This window comes from Campylobacter concisus (assembly GCF_003048615.2).
GTDB classification, from domain to species: Bacteria; Campylobacterota; Campylobacteria; order Campylobacterales; family Campylobacteraceae; genus Campylobacter_A; species Campylobacter_A concisus_C.
The window spans coordinates 389917-410462 of sequence record NZ_CP049263.1; the positions used below are offsets into that span (position 1 = coordinate 389917).

18 protein-coding genes are annotated in these 20546 nt (G+C 41.8%); 15 read left to right on the plus strand and 3 right to left on the minus strand.

Annotation, left to right across the window (positions count from 1 at the left end):
• Positions 1–43 precede the first annotated feature (43 nt).
• The 3 genes from CVS89_RS10125 to CVS89_RS02065 all read right to left on the minus strand — a co-directional run bounded on the left by CVS89_RS10125 (position 44) and on the right by CVS89_RS02065 (position 2472).
• Positions 44–559: a hypothetical protein gene (locus CVS89_RS10125; RefSeq protein ID WP_265094322.1), complete on the minus strand. Its 516-nt coding sequence runs from the start codon at positions 557–559 to the stop codon at positions 44–46.
• A complete protein-coding gene (locus CVS89_RS10130; RefSeq protein WP_265094323.1) occupies positions 469–1287 on the minus strand; it encodes a hypothetical protein in 819 nt (272 codons plus the stop codon). Before CVS89_RS10130 ends, CVS89_RS10125 begins: the two co-directional genes overlap by 91 nt.
• A gap of 87 nt (positions 1288–1374) precedes the next feature.
• On the minus strand, positions 1375–2472 hold the full coding sequence (locus tag CVS89_RS02065; protein ID WP_107848141.1) for a CinA family protein: 1098 nt from the start codon (positions 2470–2472) through the stop codon (positions 1375–1377).
• A gap of 95 nt (positions 2473–2567) precedes the next feature.
• Between CVS89_RS02065 and ileS the strand changes: the two genes are divergently transcribed.
• From ileS to dapE, 15 genes are all read left to right on the plus strand, one after another.
• Entirely contained in the window at positions 2568–5324 is a 2757-nt protein-coding gene (ileS, locus tag CVS89_RS02070; protein WP_107848142.1) for an isoleucine--tRNA ligase, read from the plus strand.
• 99 nt (positions 5325–5423) lie between these two features.
• Positions 5424–6782 (plus strand): Asp-tRNA(Asn)/Glu-tRNA(Gln) amidotransferase subunit GatA, encoded by a 1359-nt coding sequence (gene gatA / locus CVS89_RS02075; RefSeq protein ID WP_107848143.1) that lies wholly within the window; start codon positions 5424–5426, stop codon positions 6780–6782.
• Between the two features lie 4 nt (positions 6783–6786).
• Complete coding sequence (gene guaB / locus CVS89_RS02080; protein ID WP_107848144.1) at positions 6787–8235, plus strand: IMP dehydrogenase; 1449 nt, start codon at positions 6787–6789, stop codon at positions 8233–8235.
• On the plus strand, positions 8235–9341 hold the full coding sequence (gene metX, locus CVS89_RS02085) for a homoserine O-acetyltransferase MetX (protein WP_103642546.1): 1107 nt from the start codon (positions 8235–8237) through the stop codon (positions 9339–9341). The genes guaB and metX overlap by 1 nt, the downstream gene beginning before the upstream one ends.
• Positions 9342–9344: 3 nt before the next feature.
• Entirely contained in the window at positions 9345–9536 is a 192-nt protein-coding gene (gene xseB, locus CVS89_RS02090) for an exodeoxyribonuclease VII small subunit (RefSeq protein ID WP_004317712.1), read from the plus strand.
• The gene (locus tag CVS89_RS02095) at positions 9529–10323 is read left to right on the plus strand and encodes a carbon-nitrogen hydrolase family protein (RefSeq protein WP_103590118.1); all 795 of its coding nucleotides are present in this window, start codon (positions 9529–9531) and stop codon (positions 10321–10323) included. The genes xseB and CVS89_RS02095 overlap by 8 nt, the downstream gene beginning before the upstream one ends.
• Positions 10320–10877 (plus strand): DNA-3-methyladenine glycosylase I, encoded by a 558-nt coding sequence (locus CVS89_RS02100; RefSeq protein ID WP_107848145.1) that lies wholly within the window; start codon positions 10320–10322, stop codon positions 10875–10877. The genes CVS89_RS02095 and CVS89_RS02100 overlap by 4 nt, the downstream gene beginning before the upstream one ends.
• 153 nt (positions 10878–11030) lie before the next feature.
• The gene (locus tag CVS89_RS02105; RefSeq protein ID WP_107848146.1) at positions 11031–12566 is read left to right on the plus strand and encodes a flavocytochrome c; all 1536 of its coding nucleotides are present in this window, start codon (positions 11031–11033) and stop codon (positions 12564–12566) included.
• A 180-nt stretch (positions 12567–12746) separates the two neighbouring features.
• Positions 12747–13100 carry an MmcQ/YjbR family DNA-binding protein gene (locus CVS89_RS02110; RefSeq protein ID WP_107848147.1) on the plus strand — a complete coding sequence of 118 codons (354 nt, stop codon included), beginning with the start codon at positions 12747–12749 and terminating at the stop codon, positions 13098–13100.
• A gap of 86 nt (positions 13101–13186) precedes the next feature.
• Entirely contained in the window at positions 13187–14494 is a 1308-nt protein-coding gene (gene murC / locus CVS89_RS02115; protein WP_107848161.1) for a UDP-N-acetylmuramate--L-alanine ligase, read from the plus strand.
• Positions 14494–14811, plus strand: a complete 318-nt coding sequence (locus CVS89_RS02120; protein WP_107848148.1) for a hypothetical protein — start codon at positions 14494–14496, stop codon at positions 14809–14811. Before murC ends, CVS89_RS02120 begins: the two co-directional genes overlap by 1 nt.
• Positions 14805–15149, plus strand: coding sequence for a hypothetical protein (locus CVS89_RS02125; protein WP_107848149.1), 345 nt, complete (start codon positions 14805–14807; stop codon positions 15147–15149). Before CVS89_RS02120 ends, CVS89_RS02125 begins: the two co-directional genes overlap by 7 nt.
• Positions 15146–17350 carry an endonuclease MutS2 gene (locus CVS89_RS02130; protein ID WP_107848150.1) on the plus strand — a complete coding sequence of 735 codons (2205 nt, stop codon included), beginning with the start codon at positions 15146–15148 and terminating at the stop codon, positions 17348–17350. The genes CVS89_RS02125 and CVS89_RS02130 overlap by 4 nt, the downstream gene beginning before the upstream one ends.
• An 80-nt stretch (positions 17351–17430) precedes the next feature.
• Positions 17431–19344 carry an EAL domain-containing protein gene (locus CVS89_RS02135; RefSeq protein WP_107848151.1) on the plus strand — a complete coding sequence of 638 codons (1914 nt, stop codon included), beginning with the start codon at positions 17431–17433 and terminating at the stop codon, positions 19342–19344.
• Entirely contained in the window at positions 19345–20439 is a 1095-nt protein-coding gene (gene dapE / locus CVS89_RS02140) for a succinyl-diaminopimelate desuccinylase (protein WP_107848152.1), read from the plus strand.
• Positions 20440–20546: the final 107 nt, after the last annotated feature.

Below are 20546 nucleotides of genomic sequence, written 5' to 3' on the forward strand. Positions count from 1 at the left end.
GTTTTCACGCCCCAAGCGTTTTGGCTAGCTCGGGGCTTTGGTTTTACTTTATAACGGCTAGTTTGCCTGTGCCTGCGTTTTTATTTACTTCGTTTTGGACGCTTAAAGCTTCGAGGAGCTCAAATTTATATGGAGGCTCAAATGGCGGCTTGGTTAGCTTTTCGCAAACGCTGCCCTTTTTAGAAAGGTCTATGTTGCCGCTTTCAAAAATGGTGCCTTTGTTACATTTGTAGCTTATCTTGACGCCATTTGTAAAGTAGTTGTTTTGAGCGTATATTAGCGAGCCAAAGCGCACGCCAATGGCGTATTTTTGGTCATAAAAGCCATCTTTTGAGTCGTAAAAGTTGTTATAGACGTGCACCTTTGCATTGCGTGCCATAGGTAGGCGTTGCGCGCAGTTATTAAAAATATTATGAGCGACCGTTATGGTCCTCGTTTCGCTGCTGCCGTCTGAGTCTCTTGAGCCTATTAGCATCGTTTTGTCGTGATTTTCAAAGATGTTGTGCGAGATCGTGATAGCTGCACTATCTCTCGCACAGTTCCGTCGTAAGTCTGCCATTTGGTAAGCTCTCCGCCTGCTAAATTCACATGGCTAAGCTCAACAGTATCCTTAAAATGGCAGTGATCTATCCAGATGTTTTTACTTGACTCTATGCTAACGCCGTCATATTGCGCATTAAAGCCGTCATTTTTTTGTACATCTGGAAATGGATCAAAAGTATCTTCGATCAATATGTTGCGGATCGCGATATTTTGGACATTTTTTAGCAAAAGTGAGCCACCTTTTATGCCTGAGTTTTCGCCTAGGCCGATTATCGTGGTATTGCTAGCTACCGGCACTACGATGAGCTTTTTGTACTCATTAGCTAAATTTTTGCGAAGCGCTACTAGCTTTGGATCTTGCGAACCATCTAAAAATGCACGGCACGAAGCGCCGTAAGCCTGCATAAATTTGGTATAAGAGCTAAACTCGCCACCGCTAATCTCACTTATAAATTTATCTAGCCCATCGCTATTGCCATTTTGCGGGATCTTGCCTTCACTAAGGTCTATGAGCCCATCCACATAGATGGCGTAACCACCCATTTTGGCGTATTTTACGAGCTCTTGTCTCTCTTTTACGGTGACCTCTTTACTCTCTTTACCGGCATATCCGCCAAAATTTTGCTCTGCACCAATGCTAGCGTAACCAAAGGGCGAGTCACTTGCTTTTATCTCGCCCGCTTGTGCCTCAGCGCCAAATGCAAATAACGCACTAATGGCGAACAACAATATCTTTTTAAACATCTTTAGCCTCCTAAATTTGGCTTTTTATTTTTGATATTTTATTGCAAATGTCGCCGTTAAATTTAGTGCAATTTAAAAAGATAAAATTTACGCGAAAAATATCTCGCTTTTTAGACGAAGCAAACATAGATAGGCGCTTAGCACGCTTTGCTCTCTAACGTAGTTGCGATCCCCTTTTAAAAGTAGCCTCTCAACCTCGATGTTGCCGTTTCTATCGCCAGCTGCGACATATACCGTGCCAACTGGCTTGCTAGCTGTGCCACCACCTGGTCCAGCGATGCCACTAATGGCAAGTGCAAAGTCCGCATTTGTCGTGCTTAGCGTGCCTTTTACCATCGCTTTTACGCAAGGCTCGCTCACGGCTCCGTAAGTATCTAAAATTTCATCCTCAACGCCCAGCCACTCATGCTTTATGTGATTTGCGTAGGTCACTAGCGAGCCATCAAAGCTAGCCGAGACGCCTCCATATCTTGCAAATTTAGCCGCCGCAAGCCCAGCCGTGCAAGACTCAGCAAATGAAATTTTAAGCCCCTTTTGCATGAGCCTATTTGCTACAAATTTGATCACATCTTTTTGCGGGATAAATTTTTGTGAAAATAGCGTTTTTACACCTTGTAAAAAGCTCTCGATCTGGCCAAATTTATTGCTTTTTGCTCTTACTAGTATCAAATTTGGCAGGATCTGCGCAAGAGTGATATCGACCTCGTAAGTTTTAGCAAGTGGCAGCATAAGGATCTTAGCACTATCTGCGTCGATGTCTATTAGATGAAAGTAGCTAAAATCAGGCTCGTACTCGGTGAGAAACTCGCCTAGCTCTTCATTTGGATTAGCTTTTATGAGATTTATCTGGGCGTTATTTAGACTGGTTAAAAAGCTATTTTTTGAGTAGTCTAAGCTATCTTTAAGTGCAAGTGTCGTGCTATCTTTTAGCTCAAGCGAGCCCCCTGTTAGCGTCGCTACGATCTTTGCGGCGATGGCAAAATTTTCATCCGAGCCAAAAATGCTTACAAAGTCGTAATCTTTTGATAAATTTTCGATGATAAAAGGTAGCTCTTTGCTATTTTTTGGAGCAAAACTGACAACTCCAAGCTCGCCAAAATGATCCTCGTAGCTTTGAAAAATGTAGTTTAGAAATTCTCTATTTATCTCAAGATCTTCGCCTATTATCAAGATACTTTGTCTCATTTTTAAGCTCCTTTTTTTGCCTCATTATACTATTTTTCAGTGTGATTTAACCAGCACAGGTGTAAAATTAGCAAATTTTAAAATCAAGGTAAAAAATGGACTACAAAGAGACACTTTTACTCCCAGAGACAAATTTTCCGATGCGCGGAAATCTCCCACAAAATGAACCACAAAGACTAAAATCATGGTACGAAGACCGCAAGGTTTACGAAAAAATGAAGAAAAACCGCCAAAATGCGGCTAAAAGTTTCAACATCCACGACGGCCCTCCGTATGCAAACGGACACCTTCACATCGGCCACGCGTTAAATAAAATTTTAAAAGATATCATTACAAAAACGCACTATTTTTATGGCGAAAACGTCCGCTACGTGCCAGGCTGGGACTGCCACGGCTTGCCGATCGAGCAGCAAGTAGAAGTAAAGCTTGGCGATAAGAAAAAAGAGCTTAGTAAGGTCGAGATCAGAGAGTTTTGCAGGCAGCACGCGAGAGAATTTATAGATATCCAGCGCGATGAGTTTAAAAGCCTTGGCATCATCGGCGACTTTGAAAATCCATACATGACGATGAAATTTGAGTTTGAGGCTGACATCTACAAAGCGCTTTGCGAGATCGCTAAAAAAGGCCTTTTGGTAGAGAGAAGCAAGCCAGTTTATTGGAGCTGGGCGGCTAGATCAGCGCTAGCTGAAGCTGAGGTTGAGTATGAGGAAAAAGAGGACTACTCGATATATGTAGCCTTTGGCCTTGACGCAGACGCGCTAGAAAAGCTTGGCGTAAAAGAGGCGAGCGCTGTCATCTGGACGACCACGCCTTGGACACTTCCAGCAAATCAAGCTATTAGCCTAAATCCAGATGAAATTTACGTGCTAACAGCTGAAAATTTGATCTTTGCAAAGCCTCTGCTTGAGAGTATCATGCAGAGCGGCCTAAGCAAGGGCGAGATCAAAAAAGAGTTTAAATCAAGCCTACTTGAAAACACTCACGCGATAAATCCACTAAACGGTAGAAAGTCGCGATTTTTACTAGGCGACCACGTCATGATGGACGGCGGTACTGGACTTGTTCACACAGCTCCAGGACACGGCGAGGACGACTACTACGTATGTTTGAAATATGGCTTTAGTGAAATTTTGATGCCAGTTGATGACGGTGGCTGCTACGATGAGAGCATAAAACATCACGGACTATTTAGAAGTGACGTGGTAGACGAGTTTGTCGGTATGCACATCTTTAAAGCAAATGAGAAAATTTTAGAGCTACTTGGCAAAAGCTTGCTTAGCGTCTCTAAATTTAGACACTCTTATCCATTTTGCTGGAGAACGCACAAGCCTGTCATTTATAGAGCCACAAAGCAGTGGTTTATAGCTATGGACGAGGCTAAACTAGGTGGAAAAACGCTTAGGCAAACAGCGCTAAAAGAGCTTGAAAAGGTTAAATTCTACCCAAGCGTTGGCATAAAAAGAATAGGCTCGATGATAGAAAATCGCCCAGACTGGTGTATCTCTCGTCAGCGTGACTGGGGCGTGCCGATCGCGTTTTTTAGAGATAAAGCGACAAAAGAAGTTATATTTGATAGTGAAATTTTAGACCACATCGCAGGCATTTTCAAAGAAAAAGGCGCTGATGCGTGGTGGGCGTTAAGCATAGACGAGCTTTTACCAACGGGCTCAAAATACAAGGCTGAAAATTTAGAAAAAGTGATGGACATTCTTGACGTTTGGTTTGATAGCGGCTCGACATGGCATGCGGTCTTGCAAAGCGACAACTACGACGCTGGCAAATACCCTGCAAGCATGTATCTAGAAGGCTCAGATCAGCACCGCGGCTGGTTTCAAAGCTCGCTTCTAGTAAGCACAGCTATAAATTCTCACGCACCTTACGAGAGCATACTAACTCACGGCTTTACTGTCGATGCCAAGGGCGAGAAGATGAGCAAAAGTAAGGGCAACGTCATCGCTCCACAAGACGTGGCCAAAACTCACGGCGTGGAAATTTTACGCCTTTGGGTTGGTATGAGTGATTACTCAAGTGACCTAAAAATAAGCGAAGATATATTAAAACAAATCAGCGAGCAATACCGCAAAATCCGCAACACTATCCGCTTTTTACTAGCAAACGTAAATGACCTTGAGAGCCTAAATACAGAGTTTAACATCCTTGATAAATGGATACTAGCACGCGCTAAAAAGGTCTTTGACGATGCGAGCGCTTGCTTTAGAAACTATGACTTTTCAAAAGGCTTTAACATCCTTTTAAATTTCTTATCAGCCGATCTTAGCGGCGTATATCTTGACATTTGCAAAGATAGACTTTACTGCGACGCAAAAGACGCTCCAAGAAGAAGATCGGCTCAAAGCGCGATGGCGATCATCACAAAGGCACTTTTGCCACTCATCGCTCCAACGCTTACTTACACCGTCGATGAGGTGATGGACTACGCTCCAAATATCATCAAAGGCGAGGCAAAAGACGCGTTTGACCTAGTCTATGAGCCTATCAAATTTGACCTTAGCTTTGAAGATGAGCTGCTTTTTGCCAGCAGGGAGAAATTTAACGAGATCGTGGATGTTCTTAAAAAAGAGAAAAAGATAAAATCAACCCTAGAGCTAAGCCTAGAGACAACTAACCACAACATCACAGGCTACGACGAGCGCGAAGTGGCCGATCTTTACATGGTAAGCTCAGTTAAAGCTTATGATGATAGCGAGCCACTAGCCGAGTTTGAGCTAGAGGGCGATAAATTTAAGATCATAGCAAGCAACCTTCACAAATGCCCAAGATGCTGGAAATTTAACGCTAGCAAAGAAGATGCGCTATGTCCAAGATGTGAAGAGGTCATAAGTGCTAAGTGAGCCAGTAAGCGCAACTATCATAATAGCAACGATCGCTGCGGTGGTCGTTGTTAGCTTGTTTGGCATATTTTTGGTTAATAAATTTAAAGGATAAAAATAGTGGTAACTTTAAAAGAAGCTTTGAAATTTTCAGCTGAAGAGATAAAAAATTTAAGAGCCGAGCTTGAGGCGAAGATCATAAAAGAAAAAGAGCTTGGCGCTTATGTCGAGCAGCTAGCAAATTTAGAGATCGCAAAACTAGGCGAGGGCGTGCCTATCGCTATAAAAGACAACATCCAAGTAAAAGGCTGGAGCGTCACAAGTGCTTCTAAAATTTTACAAGGCTACGTAGCACCTTATAATGCAACCGTTATCGAGAAGCTACTTAGCAAAAATTTAGCTCCATTTGGCCGCACAAATATGGATGAATTTGCGATGGGAAGCACGACTGAGAGCTCATTTTATGGCAAAACACTAAACCCACTAAATCACGCTCACGTCCCAGGTGGCAGTAGCGGTGGCTCGGCAGCAGCAGTCGCAGCTGGTCTTGCAGTAGCAGCACTTGGTAGCGACACTGGTGGCTCGATCCGCCAGCCAGCGGCATTTTGCGGATGCGTAGGACTTAAGCCAACTTATGGCAGAGTGAGCAGATATGGCCTTGGTGCCTACTCAAGCAGCCTTGATCAGATAGGTCCGATCGCTCAAAACGTAGAAGATGCAGCCATTTTATATGACGCGATCGCTGGACACGATCCAAAAGATAGCACGAGCGCAGATGTGCCATTTGTGAGCGTTAGCGACAAGATAGATGGCAACAAAAAACTAAAAATTTGTGTCATCAAAAACTACGTCGAAAACGCAAGCGAGCAGACAAAAGCTGCTTTAAATTTAGCTATAGAGAAGCTAAAATCACACGGCCACAGCGTAACTTACACAAATTTTGAAGACTCAAAATATGACGTCGCAGCTTACTACATCATCGCAACCGCAGAGGCAAGCGCAAATTTAAGCCGCTACGATGGCGTAAGATATGGCAGACGCGCAGATGCTAAAAATTTAAAAGAGCTATATGTAAATTCGCGATCTGAGGGCTTTGGCGAAGAGGTAAAAAGGAGAATTTTGCTTGGTACATTTGTACTAAGTAGCGGATACTACGATGCTTACTACATCAAAGCGCAAAAAGCAAGAGCGCATATAAAAGCTCAGTACGAGAAAATTTTAGAAGAAAATGACCTTATCTTCATGCCAGTTGCTCCAAGTACAGCTTATAAATTTGGAGCACACAGCGATCCGCTTCAAGCCTATCTAAGCGACATCTACACGATCAGCGTAAATTTAGCAGGCCTACCAGCTATCTCTGTGCCAGTTGGCAAAGATGATCAAAATTTAAACGTGAGCGCCCAGCTCATCGCAAAAGCGTGGGACGAACAGACCTTGATAAATGGTGCTAAGAGCCTAGAAAATTTAATAAAAGGATAAAAATATGAAGATAGTAAAGAGAGCTTTAACATTTGAGGATGTGCTTCTTGTACCGCAATACTCTGAAATTTTGCCAAAGCAAGTTGATGTCAAAACCAGGATCAGCAAAAATGTCACGCTAAATATCCCGATCGTCTCTGCTGCGATGGATACGGTGACTGAGCATAGAACTGCTATCATGATGGCAAGGCTTGGCGGTATCGGCGTCATCCACAAAAATATGGACGTCGAAAGCCAAGCAAAAGAGGTCAAACGCGTCAAAAAAAGCGAAAGTGGTGTCATTATCGATCCTATTTTTATAAATCCAGAAGCGACCGTGGCTGAAGCTCTAAGCCTTATGTCAGATCTTCATATTTCAGGCGTTCCAGTCATCGACAAAGACCGCAAACTAATAGGAATTTTAACAAACCGCGATTTGAGATTTGAGACAAATATGAGCACTTTGGTAAAAGACCGCATGACAAAAGCACCGCTAATTACTGCACCAAAGGGCTGCACACTTGATGATGCGGAGAAAATTTTCTCTCAAAATAGGGTTGAGAAGCTACCTATCGTCGATAAAGATGGCAGACTTGACGGACTTATCACCATAAAAGATCTAAAAAAACGTAAAGAGTATCCAAATGCAAACAAAGACAGCTACGGCAGACTTCGCGTGGCTGCGGCTATTGGCGTGGGTCAGATAGACCGCGCTAAAGCGCTAGTTGATGCTGGCGTAGATGTCATCGTCATCGACTCAGCTCACGGCCACTCAAAGGGCATTATCGACACTTTAAGAGAGGTAAAAGCAAATTTTAATGTCGATGTCGTAGCTGGCAATATCGCAAATCCAGCAGCCGTAAAAGACCTAGCAGAAGCAGGAGCTGACGGCATAAAAGTAGGCATCGGACCAGGATCAATATGCACCACAAGGATCGTTGCTGGCGTTGGCGTGCCTCAAATTTCAGCTATTGATGACTGCGCAAGTGAAGCAGCAAAATATGGCATCCCAGTTATCGCAGACGGTGGTTTAAAATACTCAGGCGACGTAGCAAAAGCCCTTGCAGCAGGCGCTGCTTGCGTTATGGCAGGTAGCTTGCTTGCAGGTTGCGAAGAGAGCCCAGGTGAGCTTATAACATTCCAAGGTCGCCAGTACAAAGTATATCGTGGTATGGGCTCAATAGGCGCTATGACAAAGGGTAGCTCAGACCGCTACTTCCAAGAGGGTACAGCTCAAGATAAGCTAGTTCCTGAAGGCATCGAGGGTCGTGTGCCATTTGCTGGTAGCATAAAAGATGTGATCCATCAGCTAATAGGCGGCCTAAGAAGCGCTATGGGCTATGTTGGCGCAAAAGATATCCCGACTCTTCAAGAAAGAGCTGAATTTGTCGAGATAACAAGCGCTGGACTAAAAGAGAGCCACGTCCACGACGTAGTTATCACTCACGAGGCACCAAACTACAAAGTTAATTAGTGTTAGAGCTGCAAACTAGAACTATTAAATTTAACGAGCCACTCTATCTTGAGAGTGGCCGTATGCTATCAAATTTCAAGCTTATTTATGAGACTTACGGCACGCTAAATGCTGATAAAAGCAACGTTATCGTGATCTGTCACGCCCTAACTGGCTCGCACCACGCTGCTGGCACTTACGCAGGTGATGAGAAAGCTGGCTGGTGGGACGGGCTAATAGGCAGCAAAAAGGCGGTTGATACGGATAAATTTTACGTTATTTGCGTAAATATCTTAGGCTCGTGCTTTGGCTCGACCTCGCCGCTAAGCGTTGATCGAAGTAGCGGCAAAGAGTATAGGCTAAATTTCCCAGTCCTTGCCATAAGTGACGTGGTAAAGGCGCAGATGAGGCTATTTAGCGAGCTTGGCATCACAAGGGCAAGAGCCGTGATAGGCGGCAGTCTTGGCGGTATGCAAGCACTTTGCTACGCTATCGAGTTTCCAGAATTTGCGCAAGATATCATAATGCTTGCGAGCACCTATCAGACTAAGCCCTGGGCGATAGCGTTTAATAAAATCGCCATTGAAGCCATTTTAAACGATGAAAATTTCAAAAATGGCGAATATGACGCGGAATTTATAAGAAAAAATGGACTAAAAGGCATGGCTTACGGCAGGATGGCAGGGCACATCAGCTTCTTAAGCCCTGATAGCATGGATAAAAAATTTGGACGCAACTACGTCGAAACTGACGGCCTTTACGATCTTTTTGGGCATTTTCAGGTCGATCGCTACATGGAGTATAACGGCTACAACTTCCCAAAGAGGTTTGACCCGCTAAGCTACCTATACATCGTAAAGATGATGAATATCTTTGACTGCACAAGGCACTACGATAGCCTAAAAGACGCCCTTGCGCCGATCAAAGCAAATTTGCATCTAGTCGCTTTCAAAGGTGATCTACTCTTTCCGCCAAGCTGCATGAGAGAAATTTATGACGCACTTTGCGAGATGGGCAGAGGCGCAAAGACAAATTTTGTTGAGATAGATAGCAACTACGGCCACGACGCCTTTTTGGTCGAGATAGAAAAATTTGATGGATATATAAAAAATATATTAAAAGGATAGAAAATGGAGCAAAAAGAGCAAAGTTTTGAAGAAAAATTAGCCCTAGCTGATAAAATTTTAAACGATCTAAATAAAGATGATGTGAGCTTAGAAAACAGCATAAAGCTGCACGAGCAGGGCAAAAAGCTCTTAAACGAGGCAAGAGAAATTTTAGAAAACGCAAAACTTAGCATAAAGCAGGTGGATGATGAGTAAAATTTGCGCCCTTCAGCTACCAACGCAGCCTTTAAGCGAGGCGAGGCTTGATTATTACCTTAAAATTTGTGCTGATGAAAACGCAAGGCTGGTTGTCCTTGGCGAATACGTGCTAAATAGCTTTTTTAAAGAGCTTGCTAGCATGCCAAAAAGCCTCATAAAAGAGCAGAGCGAGCGCAAAAAAGAGGCACTCTTTGCGATGGCAAAAAAGTATGATCTAAACATCATCGCACCTATCATAAATTTAAAAGGCAAAGAAATTTTTAAAAGCCTAGCCAAATTTAGCCCTACGCAAGTAAAGCTATATGATCAGCAGATCCTCATGCCTTACGCGCACTGGAACGAGGCGAAGTTTTTTAGCAACGCAAGCGAGGAGCTAAATTTGCCTATCTTTACATACGATAAATTTAAGGTTGGTGTCATGTTTGGCTTCGAGGCGCATTTTGACGTGTGCTGGGCCTATATGAGTGCTAAAAAGGTCGATATCGTGCTTGTGCCAACGGCTTGCACGTTTTTCTCGCAGGCGCGCTGGGAGGAGCTTTTAAAGGTTAGAGCCTTTACAAACAACGTTTATGTGCTTCGTGTAAATCGCGTGGGAAGCCACAAAAGTGAGGACGAGCAGTGGAGTTTTTACGGCGACTCGATGCTTATTAGCCCATTTGGCGAGGTCAAAAACAGGCTTGGCAAAAATGAAGAGATGATGATCGATGAGCTTAGCAAAAAGGAGCTTAGCGAGGCTAGAAGCACCTGGGGCTTTATGCAGATAGAGGCTAAATTTAAAAGATGAAGCGCTGCTCCTGGGCCAAAAAGAGCGAATTTAGCAAGAGCTATCATGACTATGAGTGGGGCAGGGCGGTCAAAGATGATAAGAAATTCTTTGAAATGCTCATTTTAGAGGGCTTTCAAGCAGGGCTTAGCTGGGACTATGTGCTACGAAAAAGAGCTGGGCTTGCTCAAATTTTAGATGGTTTTGATGCAAAAAAGATCGCACTTTATGATGAAAATAAGCTTCAAAGCCTTTTAAGAGATGATAGAGCGATCAAAAACCGCCTTAAAATTTACTCCTTGCCAAAAAATGCCAAAGCTTTTTTAGAGCTTTGTGCTGAATTTGGCTCGTTTTATAACTACATCTATAAATTTACAAATGGCAAGCGCGTGATAAATGACATAAAAAGCGCCAAAGATATGCCAGCAAGCAGTGAGCTCTCAGAGCGCATCTCAAAAGATATGAAAAAGCGTGGCTTTAAATTTGTAGGTGCTGTGATCATCTACTCGTTTTTACAAGGTGTTGGCGTCATCGATGATCACGAAAATGAGTGCTTTTGTAAAGGCAAAATTTAAACTCATCACTAGAGCAAATCTTAATACAAAATAAATAATTTTAAGTAATCTTTATCATAAATAATCCTATAATTTTAGTAATCACAAAGGGTTTAAACTAAGGTGTAAATTTAAAATTTACAGGCTTTGGCGTAATACTAAAAAGGAGACGCTATGAGTAAAGTTTCTAGACGTGATTTTATAAAATTTGGTGCTGTTTCGGCTCTTGCTGCAAGCGGAGTTTATGCGAGCGATATGCCAGTCTTTAGAGATAAAGATGTCAAATTTGACGAGGAGTGGGATGTCGTTATCATCGGTAGCGGTTTTGCTGGTCTTGCAGCTGGTATCAAGGCAAATGAGCGAGGCAACAAGGTTCTTATCTTAGAGAAAATGGGGCGAGTTGGCGGCAACTCTGTGATAAATGGCGGAATTTTTGCCGTGCCAAATAGCGAGCTTCAAAAGAAAAACGGAGTCAAAGACTCAAAAGAACTCTTCATCTCAGACTGCGTCAAAGCTGGGCTTGGGCTAAACCACGTGGAGCTTCTTGGCATCCTTGCTGATAGAGCGGTCGATACTTTTAACTTCACCGTAAAACACGGCGCAAAATACCTAGATAAGCTACTTCTTGAGGGCGGTCACAGCGTGCCAAGGACTTATTACACCGAAAACACAAGTGGCTCTGGCATAGTCCAGCCTCTAGCTGAGACATTTAAAAATTTACAAGGCTGCGAGCTAAGAACAAGGTGCAAATTTGATGAGTTTGTGACTGATGAAAATGGCGCAATAGTAGGCGTTGCGGTGCGAAATGACTATAAATTTGATAAAAATCTATTTAGCGATGACAAAGAGAATAAAAGCGGCGAGCGTAAATTTATAAAGGCTAAAAAAGGCGTAGTGCTAGCAAGCGGCGGCTTTTGCAGTGATAAATTTTTTAGAAAGCTTCAAGACCCACGCGCGGTGCCTGAATTTGACACCACAAACCACCCAGGAGCGACTGCAGGTGCTTTGATCTCAGCCCTAAAAATAGGCGCTTTGCCTGTTCAAATCGGCTGGATACAATACATCCCATATAAATGCCCTGACGAAAAAGGCAACGGCATCACAAGTAAATTTGCCTCACAAGCTGCCTTTAGATACGGCATCTCAGTCGATCCAAAGACCGGCAAACGCTATATGAACGAGCTTGCTGACCGCAAGATAAGAGCTGATGCGATGTTTAGGATAATTGACGCTAAAAGCGACAGCTATCCTATAAATTTATGCGACTCAGTAGCTGCTGCAAAGCTAGTCGAGAGCGACCTTGCAAATCCTATGAAAAACGGCGTCATAATGAAATTTGACACGCTAGCAGATCTTGCTAAATACTACAAAATGCCAGCTGGCGAGCTAGAAAAAACGGTTGAGAGATACAACGAATTTGTTAAAAAAGGCAAGGATGAGGATTTTGATAAGCCAATCAAGCTAACTGATGGCATCACTATCTCACAAGCTCCATTTTACGCTATGCGTGGCGCTCCAAAGCTTCACCATACAATGGGCGGCGTAAAGATCAACACCAAAGCTCAGGTGCTAAACATCGACGATGAGCCGATCAAAGGACTTTACGCTGCTGGGGAGGTCACTGGCGGCACGCACGGAGCTAGCAGACTTGGTAGCTGCGCGATACTTGACTGCTTGACATTTGGCATGATAGCTGGGGAGAATATCTAAATTTACTTTCTTACTTAAAACTCTAAGGTAAATTTGATATAAGGGGGAAGGGACTTGAATTACGAAGTCGTACCCTTCCCCCTTAACAACCCCCAACCCTTACGACGTTAGAGGTGCATGCTTCAGTGCTTCGCACCGCATGAATTTACAATTTGTAAATTTAGCCTTTCGGAGTGAAATTTGAAACGAAGCGACGTTGAAAAATATGTAAAAGAGAAATTTGATGTTTTGGGTGAGCAACTTTTCCCAAAGTATCCAAAATCTAGTGTCTTTCGTCACAAGAAAAACAAGAAGTGGTTTGCGCTACTTATGCAGCTAAGCGCTAGCAAGCTAGGTCTTGAAAGTGACGAAGTGATAGAGGTTTTAAATCTAAAATGCAGCCCAGATCTAGCCATGGTACTAGTTGATGAGCGGCAAATTTTTAAAGCCTATCACATGAATAAAAAGCACTGGATAAGCGTAAATTTAAACTCCAAAATCTCACAAAAAACACTTTTTGACCTGATAGAAGAGAGCTTTAGCTTAAGCAAATAAAAGCCATTTTTCAGCCTTAAATTTAGTAGTTTTTGTTAAAATCACGAAAAACTTAAGGATAAAATTTGCAAGAGCTAAACAATGAGATCAGAAAAGTCCATTTCATAGGCATCGGCGGCATCGGCATCTCAGCCATCGCTAGGTTTTTACACGAAAAAGGCCACAAGATAAGCGGCAGCGACATCAAAGAGAGCAAGACGACGCTAGAGCTTCAAAGTGAAGGCATCGAGGTCATCACGCCGCACTGCAAAGAGGCGATAAAAGATCAAGACTTTGTGGTTTATTCAGCTGCGATAAAAGAGGACAACATCGAGCTAGTGGAGGCCAGAAACAAGGGCATAAAGTGCTTTTCAAGAAAAGAAATTTTGCCTTATGTGCTTGAAGATAAGTGCGTTTTTGCAGTTGCTGGCGCACACGGCAAAAGTACCACTTCAGCGATGCTAGCAAGCCTTATTGAAGGCTCAGTCATCATCGGCGCCATCTCAAAGCAGTTTGGCTCAAATATGCGCTACGCCAAAAGCGACAACGTCGTATTTGAGGCTGATGAGAGCGATTCTAGCTTTCTAAACTCAAACCCATATCTAGCCATCGTCACAAACGCAGAGCCAGAGCATATGGAGCACTATGACTACGATCTAGCTAAATTTTACGCAGCATACAAGGGCTTTTTGGAGCGAGCCAAGGTTAGGGTGATAAACGCTGAGGACGAGTTTTTAAGCACGCTTAAGCTTGATGCGATCAGGCTTTATCCAAGCAGTGATATCACAGAGCTTACGATGGTGGTAAGAGACTATCAGCCATACACCAGCTTTAACCTTAAAAATTTAGGCAAATTTGAAGCCTTTGGCATGGGCGAGCACATCGCCATAGACGCATCTTTGGCCATTCTTGCAGCGATGCACGAGACGCCGCTAAAAGACATAAGAGAAAATTTACTAAATTTTAAAGGCATCAAAAAGCGTTTTGACATACTTAGCGCAAATAAAAATTTCGTCCTAATAGACGACTACGCGCACCATCCAACCGAGATAAAAGCGACGCTAAAATCAGTCTTTGAATACGCTAAAATTTTAGGTATAAAGAGCGTCACAGCGATATTTCAGCCACACCGCTACACAAGACTTAGCACAAATTTACCTGGCTTTAAAGAGTGCTTTAAGGGCGTTGATGAGCTTGTCATCTTGCCAGTTTATGCAGCCGGAGAAAATCCGATCGAAGTTGATATGAAGAGCGAATTTAGCGAGTATAATCCGATCTTTACCGACAAGGTCGAGAGGGTTGAAGAGGGGATAGAATTTACAGATGAATTTGGCGTGAAAAACCGCCTAAGTGACGGCATCGTAGTTGGCTTTGGAGCGGGCGATATCAGCGTGCAACTAAGAGGCGGATATTAATGGATCTAAGTAGTTTCAAGCCTCAAGATGAAAATGAAATTTTAAAAGAGATAAAAGAAAAAGAGCTTAGCGAAGAAGAAATTTCAAGCCTTATAAATTTAGGTAAAAAAGATATCTTGATCGCGCTTGCAAGGTCACAAAAGCTAAATAGCGTCCAGATAAAAGAGATGCTGCCAAATGCCCCCTATCTAGCCGTTTGTTTGCTGGTTGAAAAGCAAGATATCAGCGAGGTTAGGGCTGAAATTTTAGAAAAGATCAAGCCTCATGCTGAGCTTTACAAAGAGCTCATCGCAAAATATAAAGGCGTGAAATGGTAAGAAATTTGATAATAATCGCCGGCGTGATGCTACTTTTTGGAGCGATCTGGGCGATAAAAGATGAAAAGATCAGCAAAGGCGTTAAAGCGCTCGTTAGCGCGGTGCTTGTAGTGATCCTTGTTTGCGTCTATTTTTACGAAGAGAATTTATCAAAAAACGAGGACGCCATCTCAAAGCTAGTTAGCGATTTTAAACAGGGCAAAACACTAAAATGTGGCGAATACAACGTGAGCGCTGAGAAATTTAACTACGAATTTGGCACGGCGTCATTTTTGCCAAAACGAGAATTTAGTGATCTCTCAGGCGTCATCGTGCCTATAAAAAGTTGTGAGCAATGACTGAAGAGATATTTTTAAAGCTCGATCTGGGCGAGTATCTGGATAAATTTAACTCCTTTTTAGCAAGGCAAAAACCGCTATTTTTACAAGGCGACAGCAAAATCCACTTTGAAAACATTAGCGAGCTTTCAAAGTATGATTTTAAGGTACCTGACGAGATAAAAGAGCTTGATGATGCGCTTATGAGACTTAGCAAGCAAGCAGTGCTTCACATCAGCGAAATTTACGAGTTTGCAAAGATTATTAAGTATTTTTCATATCTAAAAAAGCAAAAATTTGAAGGCAGGCTTGGCGAGTGGATAGCAAAGGTTGAAATCCCTGAAGCGATGAGCCAGATGGCAAACAGCTTTGATGAAAACGGCGAGTTTAGCGACAGCGTGGATGAGAGATTTGCTGCGATAAAGCAGGCATTTAGCGAGAAAAAGCGCCAGATCGACGCTGAGCTTAAAAAGCTCATCTATTCAAAGCACATCACGCCCTATCTAGTCGATACCCAGACGCACTACATCAACTCGCAAGAGGCACTTTTGGTGCGTGGCGGCTTTAATCACGCCCTAAAAGGCACCGTGATCGCTAGAAGCTCGGGTGGCTACTTCTACGTCGCACCTGCAAGCACCGAGCGCCTAAAAAAGGAGCAAAGCGAGCTACTTGATAGAAAAGAGGAGATCATTTTTGAGCACTGCAAGAAATTTAGCCTGCAGATGAGCAAGAGCCTGCTCTTTTTGAAATTTATAAATAACGCTTTTGATCAGTTTGACGCATATCAGGCTCGTGTAAATTTGGCTAGGTCACGTGACTATGAGTTTGTTTTGCCAAATAGCTCGCATGTTATAAAGCTTGAAAAGTTTGCCCATCCAGCGCTAAAAAATCCAAAAAGCGTGAGTGTGGATTTTAGTAAAAAGGTGCTTTTAATAACCGGCGTAAATGCTGGCGGTAAGTCAATGCTTTTAAAATCAATCATCTCAGCCACGCTGCTTGCAAAGTATCTGCTGCCTATGCGTATCGACGTAAACCGCTCAAGCATCGGCTCTTTTAAAGAATTTGACGCGATCATAGAAGATCCGCAAAGCGTGAAAAACGACATCTCGACCTTTGCTGGCAGGATGGTGCACTTTGCAAAGCTTTTTACTAAAAAATCGATCATCATCGGTATCGACGAGATCGAGCTTGGCACCGATTTTGAGGAGGCTGCGAGCTTGTATGGCGTCATGATAGAGCGCCTCATCACTCAAGATATCAAAATGATCATCACGACCCACCACAAGCGCCTTGCGATGCTATTAGCTAAAAATCCAGAGGTTGAGCTAGTGGCAGCACTTTACGATGAGGCGGCTCAAAGGCCTAAATTTGAGTTTTTAAAGGGCACGATCGGCAAGTCTTACGCCTTTGAAACTGCGGCAAGATACGGCATATCTCAAAATTTAGTGGCGCAGGCAAAGAAAATTTACGGCGAAGATAAAGAGAATTTAAACGAGATCATCACAAAGACGCTAAATTTACAAACCAAGCTTGATGAGGGCATAAAAGAGGTCACGGCAAAAGAGGAGCGGCTGGAGCGCTTGCTTGAGGAGCAAAAAGAGCTAAAAGAGAAAAATGAGATCAGGCTAAATGCGACTATTTCGCGCCTCGAAAAAGAGTATTATGAAGCGATAAATGCGGCAAAAGCTGTTATAAATTTCAAGGATATAAAAGACAAGCAAAGAGCGCTAAACGTGGCAAATGAGAAAAAAGCCGCCATCGTTAAGCCTAAAAAAACTGAGCGTGAGAGCCTAAAAGTAGGCGATAGGGTGAAGTATGAAAATATAAAAGGCACGGTTTTAAGCATCTCTAAAAATGACGCGATGATCGAGTCAAATGGCATAAATTTGCGCGTGCCACTCGAGCTTTTAAGAAAAAATGGCAACGAGGTAGTTTTACCTAAAAAAGGCGGCGTAAGTTTAAGTGTCGATAAGCCAAAAACGGCCTCGCTCTCGCTTGATCTACACGGCATGAGAGCTGACGAGGCGATAGCTAAGCTTGATAAATTTATCTCAGATAGTCTTGTTATGGGGTTTGATGAGGTTAGCGTATTTCACGGTATCGGCACTGGTAAGCTTGCCTTTGCGGTTAAAAATTTCTTAAAAGAGCATCCAAGCGTGAAAGAATTTCATGATGCACCGGCAAATCAAGGCGGATACGGTGCAAAGATCGTTAAGCTTTAGCAGGTTGCTTTTTATAGTAAAAGTTAAATTTTATTTAAAGATGGCTATAATCATCTCAAACACACAAAGGAAAGTTGCTTTTGAAGAACAAGGACGAACTAGAAGTTAAATATCCAAATATTGCTAAGACGGTTATTATTTTAATCTTTATTCTAGGTGGCGTTTTTTTAGCTGGAAATTTGATTGTTTTTTATTATAAATACACAAGTGCTTCTTCTGAGAACAATTACGACCTCAGAAAAAAAGTTGATTATTTAACATATCAATATGTTAATTATTTCAAAAATGTTAGCAAATATGATGTTGCTGATTTTCAATCTTACATAAACGATAGCGCTATTGGTGATATATTTTTGCTAAAAGATGATAATAAAAATGGCTACAAGATCGCAGCATCTTCAAAAAAAAGAATGATAAATCAAGATTTTGAAGATAAGAGCTGTGGGAATATCTTTACTCACAATTTTCAAAAGGATTATTTCTGGGCAAAAATTTTACCAGAGAACACTGCCCAAGTTTGTATGTTTGTACCAGTTGGTGAGTATATACTTGGCCTAAAAACAAAGGTGGATCATCGCATTACAGGCACACATGACGAATATTTTTTTGAGTGGCTTGTAAACAATATGGCTTTAACCGTTTTGTTGAGTCTTTTCGGCGTGATTATTGCATTGGCTATTTGCATCTTTTATGCAGTGAAATATATAAAAGAAAAATTTGAATATAACACTTTAAAAATAAATAGTTCCGAGCAATTAGCAGAACTAGGCGAAAAACTTTATATAGATCCTATGACGGGCCTTTTTAACAAATCAGCTCTTATACGCGATGTTAGTAGCTATAAAAATCCAAAGGTAGTGCTTATAGACATAGATGATTTTGGTAGGATGAATGATTATTATGGCAAATTTGCCTGTGATCAGATTTTAGTCAAGATGGCTGATTTGATTAGCGAATTTGCTAAAAATGAGAATATGAAAGCATATTGTATCGAGGCGGATAGATTTGCTTTAGTAGAAGATAGTGAGAGCTTTATAGATAGATATGAAGATATGGTTGCGGATCTTATTGATGTTTTTAAAGGTCATATGTTAAGTGTTACAGATGAGGATGGTAAAGATATAGAGGGTATCGAGATACATAGTACTATAGGTTTTGCGCTTGATAATGACCAGACTTTAAGAAAGGCAACTATTGCTTTAAAAACAGCAAAAGAGCTGGACAAAGACTATGTTTGTTACTTTAAAGGACTTAATCAAAAAGATGAATATGCCGCCCAGATCGAGCGATCTAAACTTATACAATATGCAACAATAAATAACAATATCGTGCCTTATTATCAACCAATAGTCGATGGTAAAAAATCAATCATAAAATATGAATGTTTGATTAGGATTCTAGATAGAGGCGATGTTATTTCTCCTAACACTTTTTTGGATATTTCAAAACGTATTAAACGTTATGCTGATCTGGAAAAACAGCTTATTAAGAAGTGTTTTGATGAACTTATGGCTAAAGACGATTTGATGCTTTCTATAAATTTAAGTGGCAGGGATATGGTCGATGGCGATGTCAGTGCACTTGTTTTAAATTTGCTTAATAAAAACAATATTGCAAGTAGAGTTGTCTTTGAGATCGTAGAAGATGAAGAACTTAAAAATGTCGAAAGAGTCTCAAATTTTATAGAGCGTGTAAAAAGTATGGGTGCAAAGATCGCGATCGATGACTTTGGCTCTGGCTACTCGAACTTCTCTTACATTATAAAGATCAAGCCAGACTATGTAAAGATTGATGGCTCTATTATTAAAGATATAGATATTAATAAGGATTCGTACTCAATCGCAAGTGCAATCGTAGCATTTGCAAAAGATCTTGGCATAAAGACGATAGCTGAATATGTACATTCAAAAGAGATATTTGAGATATGCAAAGAGATAGGCATAGATGAATTTCAAGGATTTTATATCGGTGTGCCAAAAGATAGGGTGCTTTAAGTGGTAGTTAGCTTTTTAAAAGAGCTTTTAAAATTTCGTTCTATCACGCCAGATGATGCAGGCAGCTTAGAGTTTATCGCTAAATTTTTGCCTAATTTTGAAGCTAAATTTATAGAAAAAAACGGCACAAAAAATCTCATACTTTCTAAAATTTATGGAGACGGCGAACATCTAGCCTTTGCAGGGCACGTTGATGTCGTGCCTCCAGGAGATGGCTGGGATAGCGAGCCATTTACTCCGCTAGAAAAAGATGGCTACATCTACGCAAGGGGTGCGCAGGATATGAAAAGCGGCGTGGCTGCCTTTGTTTGTGCTGCTAAAGATGCAAAATTTAATGGCAAACTAAGCCTCATCTTAACAAGTGACGAAGAGGGCGATGGCACTTATGGCACGCCTTTGGCACTTGAATATCTGCGTGAAATAGGGGATCTGCCCAAATTTTGTGTCGTGGCTGAGCCAACTTGTGATAAAAAATTTGGCGATAGCATAAAGGTCGGCAGACGTGGCTCGATAAATGGCAAGATCGTGATAAAGGGCGTTCAAGGTCACGTGGCATACCCGGAAAAATGCATAAATCCAGTAAATTTAATAGCTCCACTTTTAAGTAAGATAGCTGACCACGATATGGACGGAGGGAGCGAGTTTTTTAGCCCAAGCAAGATCGTGGTGACGGACATTCGTGGCGGCATGCAGGTTTGCAACGTCACGCCAAGCGAGCTTAGCATAATGTTTAACGTTAGAAACTCAAATTTAACCGATGTAAATGACGTTGAGAGCTATCTTAGAAGCGTTTTAGATGGGCTTAGCTACGAGCTTAGTATAAAGCAAAGCTCGAAGAGATTTTTAACGAACAAAGATAGCAAGATCGTAAGAAATTTAATGACATCTGTCACAAAGATCACCGGTGTTACGCCACTTTTAAATACAAAGGGCGGCACGAGCGATGCTAGGCACTTTGCTGAATTTGGCGTAGATGCGATAGAATTTGGCGTCATAAATGACCGCATACACGCCAAAAACGAACGAGTTAGCGTTGATGAAATAAATAAACTTTATGAAGTTTTTAAAGATCTCATAGAAAATTTTAAATCCTAATATTCACAAATTTCACTACTTCAAAACAAAAATGCATATCTTTTTATAAGATGACTTTTTAGCCGGTTATGTTAAATTTCTATTGGAATTTTTTAAAAATAAAATCT

What these genes read in the sequence shown, in the direction of transcription:
- CVS89_RS02105 (WP_107848146.1), top strand. Translation starts at nt 11,031, where the DNA reads ATGAGTAAAGTTTCTAGACGTGATTTTATAAAATTTGGTGCTGTTTCG.
- ileS (WP_107848142.1), top strand. Translation starts at nt 2,568, where the DNA reads ATGGACTACAAAGAGACACTTTTACTCCCAGAGACAAATTTTCCGATG.
- guaB (WP_107848144.1), top strand. Translation starts at nt 6,787, where the DNA reads ATGAAGATAGTAAAGAGAGCTTTAACATTTGAGGATGTGCTTCTTGTA.
- CVS89_RS02095 (WP_103590118.1), top strand. Translation starts at nt 9,529, where the DNA reads ATGAGTAAAATTTGCGCCCTTCAGCTACCAACGCAGCCTTTAAGCGAG.
- CVS89_RS10125 (WP_265094322.1), bottom strand. Translation starts at nt 559, where the DNA reads ATGGCAGACTTACGACGGAACTGTGCGAGAGATAGTGCAGCTATCACG.
- CVS89_RS02065 (WP_107848141.1), bottom strand. Translation starts at nt 2,472, where the DNA reads ATGAGACAAAGTATCTTGATAATAGGCGAAGATCTTGAGATAAATAGA.
- xseB (WP_004317712.1), top strand. Translation starts at nt 9,345, where the DNA reads ATGGAGCAAAAAGAGCAAAGTTTTGAAGAAAAATTAGCCCTAGCTGAT.
- CVS89_RS02130 (WP_107848150.1), top strand. Translation starts at nt 15,146, where the DNA reads ATGACTGAAGAGATATTTTTAAAGCTCGATCTGGGCGAGTATCTGGAT.
- CVS89_RS10130 (WP_265094323.1), bottom strand. Translation starts at nt 1,287, where the DNA reads ATGTTTAAAAAGATATTGTTGTTCGCCATTAGTGCGTTATTTGCATTT.
- CVS89_RS02125 (WP_107848149.1), top strand. Translation starts at nt 14,805, where the DNA reads ATGGTAAGAAATTTGATAATAATCGCCGGCGTGATGCTACTTTTTGGA.
- CVS89_RS02100 (WP_107848145.1), top strand. Translation starts at nt 10,320, where the DNA reads ATGAAGCGCTGCTCCTGGGCCAAAAAGAGCGAATTTAGCAAGAGCTAT.
- CVS89_RS02120 (WP_107848148.1), top strand. Translation starts at nt 14,494, where the DNA reads ATGGATCTAAGTAGTTTCAAGCCTCAAGATGAAAATGAAATTTTAAAA.